The organism is Saccharopolyspora sp. NPDC045941 (assembly GCF_056431445.1).
The window spans coordinates 51814-70074 of record NZ_JBWKKU010000026.1; the positions used below are offsets into that span (position 1 = coordinate 51814).

At 70.2% G+C, this 18261-nt stretch carries 2 protein-coding genes; both read left to right on the top strand.

Translation table 11 applies throughout. The annotated features are described in order from the left end of the window. Window positions 1–103 precede the first annotated feature (103 nt). Window positions 104–18001, top strand: coding sequence for a non-ribosomal peptide synthetase (locus AC07FN_RS21915; RefSeq protein ID WP_478397259.1), 17898 nt, complete (start codon window positions 104–106; stop codon window positions 17999–18001). Continuing rightward, window positions 17994–18215 carry an MbtH family protein gene (locus tag AC07FN_RS21920; protein WP_478397260.1) on the top strand — a complete coding sequence of 74 codons (222 nt, stop codon included), beginning with the start codon at window positions 17994–17996 and terminating at the stop codon, window positions 18213–18215. The genes AC07FN_RS21915 and AC07FN_RS21920 overlap by 8 nt, the downstream gene beginning before the upstream one ends. Window positions 18216–18261 lie beyond the last annotated feature (46 nt).

Here is an 18261-nt window from a genome sequence, read left to right on the forward strand (position 1 = left end):
GCATGCGGCACCTCATCGACGTGCAGCTTTACGACCCGCGACTGCGGGTTGACCAGGATGAAAAGGGCTCAATGGAAATCCGGCTGGACTGGTGAGGTTTGCCGTGACCGCTAAGAAATCAGCAGTCGAGGACATTCTCCCGCTTACCCCGCTGCAAGAGGGGTTGCTGTTCCACGCCTGGTACGACGAGCAGGGGCCGGACGTCTACGTCGTCCAGCTGAGCGTCGAGCTCGAAGGCGACTGCGACGTCCCGAGGTTGCGGGCAGCCGCTCAGGCGTTGGTGGACCGGCACGCGAGCTTGCGCGCGGCGTTCGTGCGCCGCGGTGGCCGGGAGCCGGTGCAGGTGATCGCCCGGCGGGTGCGGGTGCCTTGGCGGGAGCTCGACCTGGTGGCGGCGGCCGATCCGGCGGCCGCCTTCGCGGATGTCCTCGCGGCGGACCGGAACGAGCGGTTCGACCTGGGGAGACCGCCGCTGGTGCGCTTCATGGCGGTGCGGTTCGCCGCTGACCGCGTCCGCCTGGTGATGACGTGCCACCACGCCTTGTTCGACGGTTGGTCGCTGCCGATCGTGGTCGATGAGCTGGTCGAGCTGTACTCCCGCGACGGCGACACCAGCGGGCTCCCACCGGCTCCGGCCTGGCGGGAGTACTTGGCGTGGTTGTCCGATCAGGACGGTGCGGGGGCTGTTCGGGCGTGGGGCGAGGCTCTTTCCGGGGTGGACCAGCCGACCTTGGCGGCTCCGGGCGCGGGTCGGGGCGGAGTGGTGCCGGGTCGTGCGGTGGCTGATGTCTCGACGGGTCTGCTGGGCGGTCTGCGGTGTCTGGCGGCTCAGCGTGGTGTGACGTTGTCGTCGGTGGTTCACGTTGCTTGGGGGGTGTTGCTCGGCGGGTTGGCCGGCTCCGGGGACGTGGTCTTCGGCTCCGTGGTGGCGGTTCGGCCCCCGGAAGTCCGGGGTGTCGAGTCGCTGGTGGGGTTGTGCGTCAACACCGTTCCGGCGCGGGTTCGGTGGTCGCCTGGGACGCGTGTTGGAGATTTGCTGGCGGAGGTCCAGTCCGCGCAGCTCGGGTTGATGCCGCACCGGCATGTGGGGCTGCCGGAGATCCAGGGTGCGCTGGGTGTTGGTGAGCTGTTCGACTCGGTGGTCATCTTCGAGAACTACCCGGCCAAGCCGGGAACGGCCGGCGAAGCGGCAGCGGGGCCTTCGCTGCGCGTCGCGAACGTCGAAGGTCTGGACTCGACGCATTACGGGTTGGCGTTGGTGGTGCTGCCGGGGGAAGACCAGCTGACGTTGCGCCTGGACTACCGGCCGGATTGCTTCACCGCCGAGGAAGCGGAACTGGTCCTGCGGCGGTTGATTCGCGTGCTGGAGTCGATGGCCGCCGATTCCGACATGCGCGTGGTGGACATCGACATCCTCACCGAGGAAGAGCGGTACCAGCTGCTTGAGGCGTGGAACGGGCAAGGTGTGGTCGCCGCTGAGTCGACGCTGCCGGAGCTGTTCGAGGCTCAGGTGGCGGAGTCGCCGGATGCCACTGCGGTGGTGTGCGGTGATGAGTGGGTGTCGTATGCGGAGCTGAATGCTCGGGCGAATCGGCTTGCTCGGTGTCTGATCGGTCGTGGTGCTGGGCCGGGTTGTGTTGTGGGTCTTGCGGTTCCGCGTTCGATCGAGATGGTCGTGGCGGTGTGGGCGGTGCTCAAGGCGGGTGCTGCGTATCTGCCGATCGATCCAGGCTTTCCGGCCGAGCGGATCGGGTTCATGTTGGCCGACGCCGAGCCGGTGCTGGTGGTGACGACCATCGAAGCCGAACATGCGATGCCGCAGGGCTTTCCAGTTCTCGTGGTGGACGATCCGGGAACCGCGGCCGCGGTGGCCGCCGCTTCGAGCGCGGATATCACTTGTGCGGATCGTGCTGCTGTGCAGCTCGACGACGCGGCGTACGTCTTGTTCACGTCGGGCTCGTCTGGGCGGCCGAAGGGCGTGGTGGTCTCTCACCGGAATGTGTGCGGGTTCGTTGCGGCCGTCGATCCGTGGTCGGGAGCCCGCCCCGGGGACAGATTGCTCGCGGTGACGACCTTGTCGTTCGACATCGCCGTGGTCGAGTTGCTGGCGCCGCTGCTTGCCGGTGCGGCGGTGGTCGTGGCTCGCGGTGGTGAGGTCGGAGATCCGCGGGCGTTGGCGGCGTTGGCGGCAGACCACGCGGTGACGGTCATGCAGGCGACACCGGCTCTGTGGCAGGCGCTGGTGTCCGAAGCGCCGGGGATGATTCAAGGGCTGCGGGTGTTGACCGGCGGTGAGGCCCTGCCAGAGCAGCTGGCGGCCCGGCTGCGCGGTTCGGCCGGTGAGGTGGTCAACCTCTACGGGCCGACGGAGGCCACGGTGTGGTCGACGGCGGCGGAGATCGATCGCGGTGGCCGGGTGACCATCGGCCAGCCGTTGGGCAACACCCGCGTCTACGTCCTCGGCCCGAACCTTCGGCCGGTGCTTCCCGGAGTGACCGGTGAGTTGTTCATCGCCGGTTCCGGGGTGGCGCGGGGATATCTCGGGCGTCCGGGGTTGACGGCCGGGCGGTTCGTGGCTGATCCGTTCGGTCCGCCTGGTGGGCGGATGTACCGGACCGGGGATCTGGCTCGCTGGAATCGCGATGGGGAGCTGGAGTTCGTCGGTCGGGTGGATGATCAGGTCAAGGTTCGGGGTTTCCGGATCGAGTTGGGTGAGGTCGAGGCCGCACTGGCTGCTCATCCGGCGGTGTCGCAGTGCGTGGTGGCCGCGCGGGAGGACCGGCCGGGGGAGAAGCGCCTGGTCGCCTATGTGGTGGCCGATGCCGGTGACCCGGCCGAATTGCGGGCGTACGCGGCTCGGCGGCTGCCCGGCTACATGGTCCCGTCGGCTGTGGTGGTCCTCGACGGTTTCCCGTTGACGGCGAACGGGAAGCTGGACCGGAAGGCGTTGCCCGCTCCCGATTTCGGCTCCGGCGTGGTGGAGGTTTCGCCGCGGACTGAGCGCGAGGCGTTGTTGTGCGGGTTGTTCGCCGAGGTGCTGGGCGTTGCGGAGGTAGGGGTAGAAGACAGCTTCTTCGACCTGGGCGGCCACTCGTTGCTGGCGATTCGGTTGGCCGGCCGTGTCCGCGCCGAGTGCGGTGTGGAGTTGTCCGTGCGCGCGGTGTTCGAGGCACCGACAGCGGCACAGCTGGCCATCCGGATCGACACCGAGGCGGGGGTGCATCACCCGGTGGCGCTGCGCGCCGAGCAGCGGCCGGAACGGGTTCCGCTGTCCTTCTCCCAACGCCGCTTGTGGTTCGTGGGAGAGCTCGACGCGACCGGCTCGGCGTACCACATCCCCCTGGCGTGGCGGATTCCCGGTGAGGTCGACATCGTCGCCCTGCGAACGGCGGTGCGGGACGTTCTCACGCGCCACGAGGCGCTGCGGACGGTATTCCCGTTCGGCGAGGACAGCGTGCCCTGGCAGCAGGTCCTGGACGCCGACACCGCGCTGGAACGAGCCTTCGGCACTGCCGAAGGGAAGATCGGCTCCGACGACGTTGAGCGGGTGGTCGCCGAGCATTCCGCGCAGGCCTTCGACCTGGGGGTGGAGCCGCCGATCAGGGTGCGATCGTGGGAGATGGCCGGCGGTGGCCGTGTCCTGCTGGTGGTCGTGCACCACATCGCCGGTGACGGTTGGTCGGTGGGGCCGCTGGTGCGGGACTTGGCCGTCGCATACGCGGCGCGGTGCACCGGCGAGGCGCCGGGTTGGCGGGAATTGCCGGTCCAGTACGCGGATTTCGCGTTGTGGCAGCGGAAAACCCTGGGCAGCGAGGACGAACCCGGCAGTGCGATCTCGCGTCAGCTGGACTTCTGGAAGCAGGCTCTGCGGGGCCTTCCGGAGGAACTGGCCCTTCCGGTGGACAGGTCTCGGCTGGCCGTGGCGTCGTATCGAGGCCGGACTCTTTCGGCCGTCGTCGAGCCGGGTGTGCACCGGCGATTGGTCGAGCTGGCCCGGGAGTGCCGGGCGAGCACCTTCATGGTGCTCCAGGCCGCGCTCGCCGCGTTGCTGACGCGGTTGGGTGCGGGGACGGACATCCCGATCGGGAGTCCGATCGCCGGACGTGATGACGAGGCGTTGCGCGATCTAGTCGGTGCGTTCGTCAACACGCTGGTGTTGCGGACGGATGCTTCGGGGGATCCGAGTTTCCGGGAGCTGCTGGGCAGGGTCCGGGAGACGAACCTGGCTGCGTACGCGCATCAGGACTTGCCGTTCGAGCGGCTCGTGGAGGCGTTGAACCCGCAGCGGTCCCTGGCCCGTCACCCGCTGTTCCAGGTGGCTCTCGCGTTCAACAACGGACCCATCGCCGCGCTCGACCTGCCCGGCGGGAACGCCGAGCCGATTGCCGTCCCCATCAGCACCGCCAAGTTCGACCTCGCCTTCACCGCGGTCGAACTCCCGGCCTCGGGAGAGCACCCCGACGGCCTGGAGGTGTCCGTGGAGTACAGCGTGGACCTCTTCGACGCGGAAACCGCCGAGCAGCTCCTCCAACGATTGCTGCGGCTGCTGGACCGGGCGTCCGCCGATGCCGATCGGCCACTGCACGAGCTCGACGTCCTCGCGGCGGCCGAGCGCCACCGGCTCCTCCACGAGTGGAACGGCGGTCAGGCGGCACCCGGTGCCCTGGTCCCCGATCTCTTCGAAGCGCAGGTCGCGCGTGCTCCCGACGCGGTCGCGGTGCTGTGTGGCGGGACGGCGGTGACGTACGCCGAGCTGAACGCGCGGGCGAACCAGTTGGCGCGATGCCTGGTCGAGAAAGGGGCCGGGCCGGAGACCGCGGTGGGGCTCGCGATCCCCCGGTCCGTCGAGATGGTGGTGGCACTGCTCGCCGTGCTGAAGGCGGGGGCCGCATACGTGCCGCTGGACCCGGCATATCCGGCCGACCGGCTCGCGTTCATGGTGGCCGACTCCGCACCGGTGCTCCTGCTCACCCGCAGCGACGTCGAGCAGCAGTTCGCGGCCGGCCGAATGGTCTTGGACGAACCGGGTGTCGTCGAGGCGCTGGCCCGGTACGCCGGTACCGACCTGACCGACGCCGAGCGGACTGGTCCGCTGGATCCGGCGAACCCGGCCTACGTCATGTACACCTCCGGCTCGACCGGAACCCCCAAGGGGGTCGTCGTCACGCACTCGGGGATGGCGGATTCCGTCGCGTGCGCGCACGCGGTCGTCGGCCCGGAACGACTCGCCCGCGTGCTCGCCTCGACATCGCTGAGCTTCGACACCTCGGTGCTGGAGATCTTCCCGCCGCTGACCTCCGGCGGGGCGATCGAAGTGGTACCCGATCTCCTCACCTTGGCGGAGCGCCCGCAGGTGCTGTCGGACGGCGGACTCGTCAGCGCCGTGCCGTCGGTCCTGGCGAAGGTGATTCGCGGCCAGGAGCGGGCGGAGGGCGTGCACACGGTGATCTTGGGCGGCGAATCCTTCACCGCCCAGCTCGTCCGGGACATCCGCGCGGTCTTCCCGAACTGCCGGATCATGAACTTCTACGGGCCGACCGAGGCCACGGTCTACTCCGCGGTCTGGTACTCCGACGGCGACGAGCCGCCGCAGGTGCCGATCGGGCCGCCGGTGCCGAACACCAGGGCTCACGTGCTGGGCCCCGCCCTGGAGCTGGTGCCCGCCGGGGTGGTGGGCGAGCTGTACATCGCGGGTGCCGGGGTGGCGCGTGGGTACTCGGGGCGTGCCGGGTTGACGGCCGAGCGCTTCGTGGCCGATCCGTTCGGCGCCGCCGGCGGGCGGATGTACCGGACCGGCGACCGGGTGCGCTGGAACCGGAACGGGGAGCTGGAGTTCCTCGGTCGCGCCGACGACCAGGTCAAGGTCCGTGGCTTCCGCATCGAACTGGGCGAGATCGAGGCGGCGGTCGCTGCGCACCCGCGGGTCGCGCAGTGCGTGGTCGTGGCGAGAGAGGAGCGGGAGGGCGAGAAGCGCCTGATCGCCTATGTCGTCCCCGAGGCCGGGGGGTGCGATCCGGCGGAGGTGCGGGCTCAGGTGGCCCGCAGCCGACCGGATCACATGGTGCCTTCGGCGGTGGTCCTGCTGGAGAGCCTTCCGCTGACCGCCAACGGGAAGCTGGACCGGAAGGCGCTGCCCGCGCCGGACTTCGGCGCCGGGAAGGCGATCACGCCGCCGCGGACGCCGCGCGAGGAACTGCTGTGCGGGTTGTTCGCCGAGGTCCTGGACGTGGACGAGGTGGGGATAGGCGACGGCTTCTTCGATCTGGGTGGTCATTCGTTGCTGGCGACCCGGTTGGTGAGTCGCATCCGGACCGCGTGCGGCGTGGGGTTGTCGGTGCGTGCGGTGTTCGAGGCGCCGACGGTGGCGGAGTTGGCCGCGCGGTTGGATGGCGATGACGAGTCGGTGCGCCCGGTGTTGGCGGGGATGGTGCGGCCGGAGCGGGTGCCGTTGTCGTTCGCGCAGTACCGGTTGTGGTTCGTGGACAAGCTGGACGCGGTCGGTTCGGCGTATCACATTCCGCTTGCCTGGCGGTTGACCGGCGAGGTCGACGTTCCCGCGTTGCAGGCGGCGGTGTGGGACGTGGTCGATCGTCACGAAGTCCTGCGGACGGCGTTCCCGGACGTGGCGGGGGTGCCGTTCCAGCGGGTGGTCGGCGATGCCCGGGATGTTCTGGATGTTCCGGTGCTCGCGGTCGCCGCGGACGACGTCGAGGAGGTGTTGGCCGATCACGTCGAGCGGGGTTTCGACCTGTCCCGCGAGGCACCGGTCCGTGCGCGAATCCTCGTGGTGGACGAGCGCGAGGTCGTGCTGTCGGTGGTGTTGCACCACATCGCCGGCGACGGTTGGTCGGTAGGTCCCTTGCTGAGGGACCTGGCCGCGGCGTATGCCGCGCGGTTCGCCGGTGAAGCGCCGGATTGGCGGGAATTGCCAGTGCAGTACGCGGATTTCGCGTTGTGGCAGCGGCAAGTCCTGGGCAGCGAAGAAGATCCGGACAGCGTGATCTCCCGCCAGCTGGAGTTCTGGGAAGCAGCCCTGCAGGGTCTTCCGGAAGAAATCGCCCTTCCCACCGACCAGCCGCGCCCGGCAACCGCTTCGTACCAGGGGTGGACCCATTCGGCCGCCGTCGCCCCCGAGGCACATCGGAGCATGGTCGAACTGGCCCAGGCTTCTCAGGTGAGCACCTTCATGGTGGTGCAGGCTGCGTTGGCGGTGTTGTTGACGCGGTTGGGCGCGGGGACGGACATTCCGATCGGAAGCCCGATCGCTGGTCGTGCGGAGCAGGCGACCGAGGATCTGGTGGGTTTCTTCGTCAACACGCTGGTGTTGCGGACCGACACTTCCGGTGATCCGAGCTTCCGGGAACTGCTCGCGCGGGTCCGGGAGACGAACCTGGCCGCTTACGCCCACCAGGACCTGCCCTTCGAGCGGCTCGTCGAAGCGCTCAACCCGCAGCGATCCCTCGCCCGGCACCCGCTGTTCCAGGTCCTGCTCACGGCCGACAACGCGCCCGCCGGGGCGCTCCGACTGCCCGGCGCCCACGTGGAGCAGGTGACGGCCGCGGCCCGGACTGCCAAGTTCGACCTCGCCTTCACCGCACTTGAGCACGGTGGGCCGGACGGCGGGCTCGACCTCTTCCTCGAATGCAGCGCGGACCTGTTCCGGCCGAACACCGCCGAGGCACTGCTCCGGCGGCTGGTTCGGGTGCTGGAAGCAGTCGTAGCCGACCCCGACATCCGGGTCGGAGACGTCGAGGTCCTGTCCGGGGCGGAGCGGCGCCTGCTGCTCGAAGCGCGGCGGGAAGCCGATGTCCCGGTCACCACGCTGCCGGAGTTGTTCGAGGCTCGGGTGGCGGAGTCGCCGGACGCCGTCGCGGTGGCGTGCGGCGACGAGTCGGTGACCTACGCGGAGCTGAATTCCCGCGCGAACCGGCTCGCGCGGTGCTTGGCGGATCGCGGGGTGGGGCCGGAAAGCGTTGTGGGATTGGCGTTTCCGCGAACGCCTGCGATGATCTCGGCGATGCTGGCCGTGCTCAAGGCCGGCGCCGCCTACTTGCCCATCGATCCGGATCAGCCCGCCGATCGGATCGCGTTCATGCTCGCCGACGCCGAGCCCGTCCTGGTGCTGACGACCACCGAGGTCGCCCTGCCGCCCGGAACGCCGCGCCTGGTCGTCGATGATCCACGCACGGCCGACGTGCTGGCCGGGATGCCGGATGCGGACCTCTCCGATGCCGATCGCGTTACCCCGCTGCGCGTGGGCAACGCGGCGTACCTCCTCTACACCTCGGGTTCGTCGGGACGGCCGAAGGGCGTGGTGGTCGATCACGCGAACGTGGCGAGGTTGTTGGCGGTCGCCGGCTCCCGGATCGATGCGGGACCCGGCGATGTGTGGACGTTGTTCCACTCGTACGCCTTCGACTTCTCGGTGTGGGAGATATGGGGCGCGCTGGCCGGCGGCGGGCGGCTCGTGGTCGTGCCGTGGGAGGTGACGCGTTCCCCGGCGGATTTCGCGGAGCTGCTGGTCCGCGAGCAGGTGTCGGTGCTGAACCAGACCCCGTCGGCGTTCTACCAGTTGGTGCGGGCCCTGGAGGACGAGCCGTCCCGGCGGGACGGTTGGCGGGTGCGCTGCGTGGTCTTGGGCGGCGAGGCCCTGGACCCGGCTCGCGTCCCGGTCTGGGAAACCGGCATGCCCGCGGTGGTGAACATGTACGGGATCACCGAGACCACCGTGCACGTCACCCACGCGGAGATCGACGCCGAGGATCACCACGGCCGCAGCGTGATCGGCCGGCCGCTGGCGGACCTGCGGGTGCACGTGCTGGATGCGAACCTGCGACCGGTTGCGCCGGGCGTGGTGGGCGAGCTGTACGTCGCCGGTGCCGGGGTGGCGCGGGGCTATTCGGGGCGCCCCGGCTTGACGGCGCAGCGGTTCGTGGCAGATCCGTTCGGCCCCGCCGGGAGCCGGATGTACCGGAGCGGCGACTTGGCGCGCTGGAGCGGCGACGGCGAGCTGGAGTACGCGGGGCGCGCCGATGACCAGGTCAAGGTGCGCGGCTTCCGGATCGAACTCGGCGAGGTCGAAACCGTCCTGACCGGCCACCCCGACGTCGCCCAGGTCGCCGCGGTCGCCCGGGAGGACCAGCCCGGCGAGAAACGGCTCGTCGCCTACGTCGTCCCCGGCCCCGGTGGGTGCGACCCTGCCGACGTGCGGGCTCACGCGACCCGTCGCCTGCCGGACTACATGGTGCCTTCGGCGGTCGTGCTCCTCGATGCGCTTCCGTTGACCACCAACGGAAAGCTCGACCGCGGGGCGCTACCCGCGCCGGCGCTCGAAGTCGCCCGCGGGCGACGTCCGGGCAACGAGCGCGAGGAACGCCTGTGCGCGGCGTACGCCGAGGTGCTCGGCGTCGCCGAGGTGGGAGCGGACGACGACTTCTTCCGGCTCGGCGGCGACAGCATCATGACGATCCAGCTGGTGGCGAAGGCCCGTCGCGCGGGGGTGCGGATCAGCCCGAAGCAGGTCTTCGAGCAGAAGACCCCGGCGGCCCTGGCCGTCGTCGCCGAGGTCTCGGACGAGCCCGGCGCGGTGGTCGGCGGTCCGGAGGCCGGACCGGTCGCGCTGACGCCGATCCTGCACTGGCTGCGCGATCGCGGCGGCCCGGTGGACCAGTACCACCAGAGCATGGTGGTGCAGGTTCCCGCGGCGGTCGGCGAAGCCGATCTGGCCAGGGCCCTGCAGGCCGTCATCGACCACCACGATGCGCTTCGGCTGAGCCTCGACGACTGGAACCTGCGGGTGCTCCCACCCGGGACCGTTCGGGCCTCCTCGCGGCTGCGGCGCGTCGTGCTGGACGGCCCCGACCCCGACGAGGTCGTGGGCGAGCACCTCGACGACGCGGTGCGCCGCCTGAACCCCCGCACCGGCGAGATGCTTTCCGCGACCTGGCTGGATGCGGGGAACCACTGCCCCGGCCGGCTCCTGCTCGTGGTCCACCACGTGGCCGTCGACGGTGTGTCCTGGCGGATCCTGCTGCCCGACCTGCAGGACGCGTGGTCCCAGGTCGCGGCGGGGGAAGACCAGGTGGTCCTCGAACCCGTCGGCACATCTTTGCGCGGCTGGGCCGACCACCTGGTCGAGCAGTCCCGCTCCCCGGAGCGGCTCGCCGAGCTGCCCGGCTGGCGGCTGGTGTCCGGTGTCGAGGAGCCCGTGCTCGGAAACCGGCCGCTCGATCCGGCCACCGACACCTCGGCGACGCTGCGCGCGGTCGAAGTCGTCATCTCCGCCGACGACGTGCTGCCGCTGCTGACGACCGTTCCCGCCGCGTTCCGCGGCAATGTCGACGACATCCTGCTCACCGCATTGGCCTTGGCCGTGCAGCACCGGCGTGGCGGCGGCGCCGTGCTGGTGGACGTGGAGACGCACGGCAGGCAGGAGGCGGCCGGGATCGATCTGTCCCGCACCGTCGGGTGGTTCACCTGCATCGCCCCGGTCGTCCTCGATCCCGGCGAGGTGGACCGGGAACAGGTGCTCGGCGGCGGCCCGGGTGCGGCGCGAGCCGTCAAGCGGATCAAGGAACAGCTGCGCGCCATGCCAGATCGCGGGCTCGGCTACGGGATGCTGCGGTACCTCAACCCCGATACCCCGCTCGCCGGCGCGAAGGCGCAGATCGCGTTCAACTACCTCGGCCGCTTCACCGCACCGGCCGAGGCCGCGGATTGGGCGCCGGCGCCAGGGGCGGGCCTGGGAGCCGGGAGCGATCCGGATCTGCCCGCGGCCCACAGCCTCACCATCGACGCCGTGACGGAGGACGCCCCGGGCGGACCGAGGCTCGTGGCGACCTGGTCGTGGCCGGAAGGCCTGCTCGGGGAGCCAGAAGTGAGGGCCTTGGCGGCGGACTGGGTGGAGACGCTCCGGGCGTTCGTCCGCCACCCCGGCGGTGGCGGCAGCCCGTCGGATTTCCCGCTGGTTCCGCTGAGCCAGGACGACGTGGACCGCATCGAGCAGGCCGGCCCGGCGGTCGAGGATGTTCTCCCGCTGACCCCGCTGCAGGAGGGGTTGCTGTTCCACGCGTGGTTCGACGAGCTGGGGCCGGACGTGTACTTGGTCCAGCTGTGCGTGGAGCTCGCCGGTTCGTGGGACCTGCGGCGACTGCGCAAAGCCGTGCAGCGCCTCTTGGATCGGCACGGGAGCCTGCGCGCAGGGTTCGACCGGCGCGGCCGGGAGCCGGTGCAGGTCGTCGCCCGGCAGGTGCCCCTGCCCTGGCGCGAGGTCGATCTGACGGGCGCGGACGATGTTGAGCAGGCGTACCGGGACCTGCTCGACCGCGATCGGCGGGAGCGGTTCGACCTGGGGCGTCCGCCGCTCCTGCGCTGCACCGCCGTGAAGACCGGGGACGGTCGCCACCGTCTGGTGCTGACGCACCACCACGTGCTGCTGGACGGCTGGTCGCTCCCGATCGTGCTGCGGGAGCTGCTCGCCCTGTACGACGCCGAGGACGAACTCCCGCCGGCTCCGGTGTGGCGGGACTACTTGGCGTGGTTGTCCGATCAGGACGGTGCGGGGGCTGTTCGGGCGTGGGCCGAGGCCCTTGCGGGGGTGGAACAGCCGACTTTGGTGGCTCCGGGCGCGGCTCGGGGCGGAGTGGTGCCGGGCCGTGCGGTCGCGGAGGTGCCTGGCGAACTGCTGGGTGGTCTGCGGGCTCTGGCCGGCGGGCGTGGTGTGACGTTGTCGTCGGTGGTTCAGGCTGGGTGGGGGGTGTTGCTCGGCGGGTTGGTCGGCAGCGGGGATGTCGTTTTCGGCTCTGTGGTGGCGGTCCGCCCCTCGGAGGTCCGGGGTGTCGAGTCGCTGGTGGGTTTGTGCGTGAACACGGTTCCGGTGCGGGTCCGGTGGTCGTCCGGAACGCGTGCCGGCGGCTTGCTGGGGGAGGTTCAGTCCGCGCAGGTCGAGTTGATGCCGCACCGGCATGTGGCGTTGCCGGAGATCCAGGGCGCGATCGGCGTTGGTGAGCTGTTCGACTCGGTGGTGATCTACGAGAACTACCCGGCGGGACCGGAACTTCTCGCGGATGGTCCTGACTCGACCGTCGGCGACGAGCCGTCGGTGGTGAGCGTCGAAGGCCGCGATGCGACGCACTACGGGTTGGCCCTGGTAGTCGTACCGGGAGACGAGCAGCTGACGTTGCGCCTGGACTACCGGCCGGATTGCTTCACCGCCGAGGAAGCGGAACTGGTCCTGCGGCGGTTGATTCGCGTGCTGGAGTCGATGGCCGCCGATTCCGACATGCGCGTGGTGGACATCGACATCCTCACCGAGGAAGAGCGGTACCAACTCCTCGAAGGCCGGAACGGACGGAGACCTGACGTTCCGGTGTCGACGCTGCCGGAGCTGTTCGAGGCACAGGTGGCGAAGTCGCCGGATGCCACCGCGGTGGTGTGCGGCGATGAGTCGGCGTCGTATGCGAAGCTGAATGCTCGGGCGAATCGGCTTGCTCGGTGTCTGATCGGTCGTGGTGCCGGGCCGGGTTGTGTTGTGGGGATTGCAGTTCCGCGGTCGATCGAGATGGTCGTGGCGGTGTGGGCGGTGCTCAAGGCGGGTGCTGCGTATCTGCCGATCGACCCGGGACTTCCGGCCGAGCGGATCGGGTTCATGCTCGCCGACGCCCGCCCGTTGCTGGTCGTAGCGACTTCCGGGGTCGTGCCCGGATTGCCCGGCGAGATCGATGTTCCTGTTCTGGTGGTGGATGATCCGGTCGTTCGTTCGGAGGTCGCGGGTGCGAGTCCGGACGACGTGGTCGACGTTGATCGCGTGAGCGGTTCGTGCGCGGCGTACGTGTTGTTCACGTCGGGTTCGTCGGGACGGCCGAAGGGCGTGGTGGTCACTCACCGGAATGTGTGCGGGTTCGTTGCGGCGATCGACCCGTGGTTGCGGGTCGGGCCGGGGGATCGGTTGCTGGCGGTGACGACGTTGTCGTTCGACATCGCCGTGGTGGAGCTGCTGGCGCCGCTGCTGACTGGTGCATCGGTGGTCGTGGCTCGGGGTGACGAGGTCGGGGATCCGCAGGAGTTGGCGGCGCTGGTGAGCGATCACGCGGCGACGGTCGTGCAGGCCACGCCCGCTTTGTGGCAGGCGCTGGTGTCCGAGGTTCCCGAGATGTTGCGCGGGCTGCGGGTGTTGACCGGTGGCGAGGCCTTGCCGGAGCAGCTGGCGGCCCGGCTGCGGACCTTGTCCGAGGAGGTCGTCAACCTCTACGGGCCGACGGAGGCCACGGTGTGGTCGATGGCGGCGGAAGTCGGCAGCGGTGGTCGGGTGACCATCGGTCGGCCGCTGGGCAATACCAGTGTCTACGTCCTGGATGCGCGTTTGCGGCTCGTCCCGCCTGGGGTCGTGGGTGAGCTTTTCATCGCCGGTGATGGCGTGGCGCGGGGTTATCTCGGGCGTCCGGGGTTGACGGCGGGGCGTTTCGTGGCTGATCCGTTCGGTCCGTCTGGTGGGCGGATGTATCGGACCGGGGATCTGGCGCGCTGGAATCGCGATGGGGAGTTGGAGTTCGTCGGTCGGGTGGATGATCAGGTCAAGGTTCGGGGTTTCCGGATCGAGTTGGGTGAGGTCGAGGCCGCCTTGGCCGCTCACCCGGCGGTGTCGCAGTGCGTGGTAATGGCCCGTGAGGACCGGCCGGGCGACAAGCGCCTGATCGCCTATGTCGTCCCCGGAACCAGCGGATGCGATCAGGCCGAATTGCGGGCTCACGTTGCCGGCATCCTGCCGGATCACATGGTGCCTTCGGCAGTGGTCCTGCTGGAGAGCCTTCCCTTGACCGCCAACGGGAAGCTGGACCGGAAGGCGCTGCACGCTCCCGATTCCGGTTCTAGTCCGGTGAAAGCACCGCCGAGGACTGAGCGCGAGGCGCTGTTGTGCGAGTTGTTCGCCGAGGTGCTGGGCGTCGATGGGGTGGGGGTTGACGACAGCTTCTTCGAACTCGGCGGGCATTCGTTGTCGGCGACTCGGCTGACCGGCCGCATCCGAGCCGCGTGCGGCGTGGAGTTGTCCGTGCGCGCGGTTTTCGAGGCGCCAACGGTGGCGCAGCTGGCCGCGCGGGTAGGGCTCGCCGGCAAGTCGGCGGGTCCGGACCCGGTGTCGGCGGGGATGGCGCGGCCGGAGCGGGTGCCGTTGTCTTTCGCGCAGTACCGGTTGTGGTTCGTGGACAGGCTCGATGCCGCGGGTTCGGCGTACCACATCCCGCTGGTGTGGCGGCTGACCGGTGAGATCGATGTTCCCGCGTTGCAGGCGGCGGTGCGGGACGTGGTGGACCGCCACGAAGTGCTGCGCACGGTCTTTCCCGCTGCGGAAGGAAATCCGTGGCAGCAGGTGATCCACGACGCGGGTTCGGTGCTGGATGTGCCGGTGGTGCCGGCGCCCGAGCCGGACCCCTTGCTGGACGCCGTGGTGGATGAGCGATTCGACCTCGTCCGAGAGCTGCCGATCCGTGCGCGGATCGCGGTGGTGGACGAGCACGAGGCCGTCCTGTTGGTGGTGCTGCACCACATCGCCGGTGACGGTTGGTCGGTGGGGCCGTTGCTGCGTGACTTGGCTGCCGCGTACGCGGCACGATGCGCCGGAGCGGCACCGGACTGGCCGGACTTGCCGATGCAGTACGCGGATTTCGCGTTGTGGCAGCGGGAGGTCCTGGGCAGCGAGGAAGATCCGGATAGCGTCATCTCCCGCCAGCTGGAGTTCTGGAAAGACGCTCTCCGGGATCTTCCGGAAGAACTGGCGCTCCCCACCGACCGGCCCAGACCCGCCGTGGCCTCGTACCAGGGCCGCCGAGTGGATCTCGAGGTCTCGCCCGAGCTGCATGTGGGCCTGATCCGCCTCGCCGGTGGAAGTCGGGCGACGGTGTTCATGGTCGTGCAGGCCGCGCTCGCCGCGTTGCTGACGCGGTTGGGCGCGGGGACGGACATCCCGATCGGGAGTCCGATCGCCGGGCGCGACGATGAGGTGTTGCACGATCTCGTGGGTGCGTTCGTCAACACGCTGGTGTTGCGGACGGATACTTCGGGGGATCCGAGTTTCCGGGAGCTGCTGGGCAGGGTCCGGGAGACGAACCTGGCTGCGTACGCGCATCAGGATCTGCCGTTCGAGCGGCTCGTGGAGGCGTTGAACCCGCAGCGGTCCCTGGCCCGTCACCCGCTGTTCCAAGTGCTGCTGATCGTCAACAACGGTCCTGCCGCACCCCTCGCCCTACCGGACGCGGACGTCGAGCAAATGACTCCGCCCGCCCGCACGGCGAAGTTCGACCTGACCGTGGAACTGACCGAGCGCAGCGGAACAGCGGGTGAGCCGCGGGGATTCGCCGGAGCGGTGGAGTTCAGCACCGACCTCTTCGACCTCGCCACCGCGCAAGGGCTCGTCGCCAGGTTCGTGCGCGTCCTGGAGGCAGTCGTCGCCGACCCCGGAATCCGGGTCGGGGACATCGACGTCCTCACCGAACCCGAACGCCACCAGCTGCTCGAAGCGCGGACCCCGGAGGCCCCCGCGCCGATGGTGCACGAGGCGTTCGAGGCCCAGGCGGTGCGGACCCCGGATGCCACCGCGGTGGTGTGCGGCGGAGATCCGGTGTCCTACGCGGAGCTGAACACGCGGGCCAACCGGCTGGCCCGACACCTGGTCGCGCGGGGGACGGGTCCGGAGTCCGTCGTGGCCTTGGCGGTGCCGCGGTCGGTGGACATGGTCGTGGCGATGCTGGCGGTGCTCAAGTCGGGAGCCGCTTACTCGCCGATCGACCCCGCCTACCCGGCGGAGCGGATCGAGTTCGTGCTTGCCGACGCCGAGCCGACGCTGGTGGTGACGACCACCGAGGTCGCGGCCGGCCTGCCGATTTCGGGGATACCCGCAGTCGAGCTGGACGCACCCCACGTGCTCGGCCTGATCGCCGAAGAATCTCCCACCGATCTCGCGGACGCGGAGCGCCGGCGACCGTTGCGACCGGACCACGCGTCGTACGTCCTGCACACCTCGGGTTCCACCGGCCGCCCGAAGGGCGTGCTGATCTCCCACCGCAACCTGGCCTCCTTCTCGACGGCGGTTCAGGCCTGGGCGGGATTCGGGCCCGCCGATCGGGTCGCGGCGGTCACCACGCTGTCGTTCGACCTCGCGGCCCTCGAACTGCTGGTGCCGCTGCTGACCGGTGCCGCGGTGGTGGTGTCGACCGGCAACACCCCGGAGGAACTGTCCCGGCTGGTGGCCGAGCACCGGATCTCGGTCATGCAGGCCACCCCCACGCACTGGCAGCTCCTCGTGTCGGCGGCCCCGGAGATGATCCGGGGATTGCGGGTCCTCGCCTGCGGCGAAGCCCTCCCCGACGGGCTCGGGGCAGAGCTCGCCGCCCTGGCCGGCGAGGTCGTCAACGCCTACGGGCCGACCGAGGCCACGGTGTGGTCCACCGCGGCGCGGGTGACCCGGTCGGCACCGGTGACGATCGGCCGGGCGCTGCGAAACACCCGGGCGTACGTGCTGGATTCGGGCTTGCGGTTGGTGCCGCCCGGCGTGGCGGGGGAGCTCTACCTCGCCGGCGAGGGCGTGGCCCGCGGGTACTGGGGACGTCCCGGGCTGACGGGCGAGCGGTTCGTGGCGGATCCGTTCTCCACCGGTTCCCGGATGTACCGGACCGGGGACCTGGCCCGCTGGAACCGGCAGGGCGAGCTGGAGTTCGCCGGTAGGGCCGACGACCAGGTCAAGGTCCGCGGCTTCCGCATCGAGCCGGGCGAGGTGGCGGCGGCGCTCGCCGATCACCCGCAGGTGGCCCGGGCCGTGGTGGTGGTCCGCGAGGACCGGCCGGGCGACCGGCGGCTCGTGGGCTATGTCGTGCCCGGAGCGGGGCAGCCTTGCGACCCGCTGGAGGTGCGCTCGCACGCGACCCGGACCCTGCCCGACCACATGGTGCCCGCGGCCGTGGTGGTGCTGGACGAATTTCCGCTGACCGGCAACGGAAAGGTGGACCGTCGAGCACTGCCGGCCCCGGACCCGCACTCGGCGAGCGCGGCACCTCGCACGCCGGACGAGGAGGTGTTGTGCGGGCTGTTCGCCGAGGTTCTCGGGATGCCGCGAGTCGGGGTCGACGACAGCTTCTTCGACCTCGGCGGGCATTCCTTGCTGGTGCTGCGCCTGGTCGAGCGGATCCGGGCGGAGCTGGGGGTGGAGATCGGGATCGGCGCGGTGTTCCAGGCGCCGAGCGTCGCCGGGCTCGCACCGCACCTGTCCGGCCGAACGCACCAGGATCCGTTCGAAGTCGTGCTGCCGATCACACCCGACGAGGGCAAGCCGAAACTCTTCTGCGTGCACGCCGCGGGCGGTATCGCCTGGTCGTACCGCGAGCTCGCCCGGACCGCATCCGCCTACGCCGTCTACGGAATCCAGGCGCGCGGCCTGGATCCGGCGGAGGAACTGCCCACCAGCGTGGCCGAGATCGCCGGGGATTACGCCGCGCAGATACGAACGATCCAGCCGCGTGGCCCCTACCGCCTGCTGGGGTGGTCGTTCGGCGGCATGATCGCCCACGCCCTCGCCACGCTCCTGCAGGACGAGGGCGAGCAGGTCGAACTGCTCGCGGTGCTGGATGCCTACCCGGTCACGGCCGCCGAAGCGGGGAACGCGGAACCGCCCACAGCGGACGAGATCAGGGAACTGCTGCCAGGGCTGTTCGGCACCCGCGATGAGGGCGGTCTGTGGCACCGGGTCGTCGAGGGCGTCCGCCGGGTGTACGGCAACAACACCGCCCTGCTCGCTTCGAGCGAACTAGGCGTCTTCCGCGGCGACGTTCTGCTCTTCACCGCCGCGCGGGAGGCGAACGGCGGCGCGGCGGCGCTGGACGTCTGGCGTCCCCACGTGACCGGGGAGATCCGAACCCACCAGATCGACTGCAGGCACGCGGACATGATGCGACCGGAGTCCGCCGATCAGATCGCCCGCATTGTGATGGAGATCAAGGAGGAAAGCGATGAGTAGTCCGACGAACCCGTTCGACGACGAGAACGGCAGGTTCCTCGTCCTGGTCAACGACGAGAACCAGCACTCCCTCTGGCCGTCGTTCGTCGACGTCCCGGCCGGATGGCGCGTGGTGCACCCGGAGGACACCCGGCCGGCCTGTCTGGAGTACATCGAGGCGAACTGGACCGACCTGCGGCCCCGGAGCCTCGTCGAGAAGATGAAGCGGGCCTGACCCGAAGCCGAGCCGGTGAGGTCGCCCTGCGCCCGGTCCTACCGCG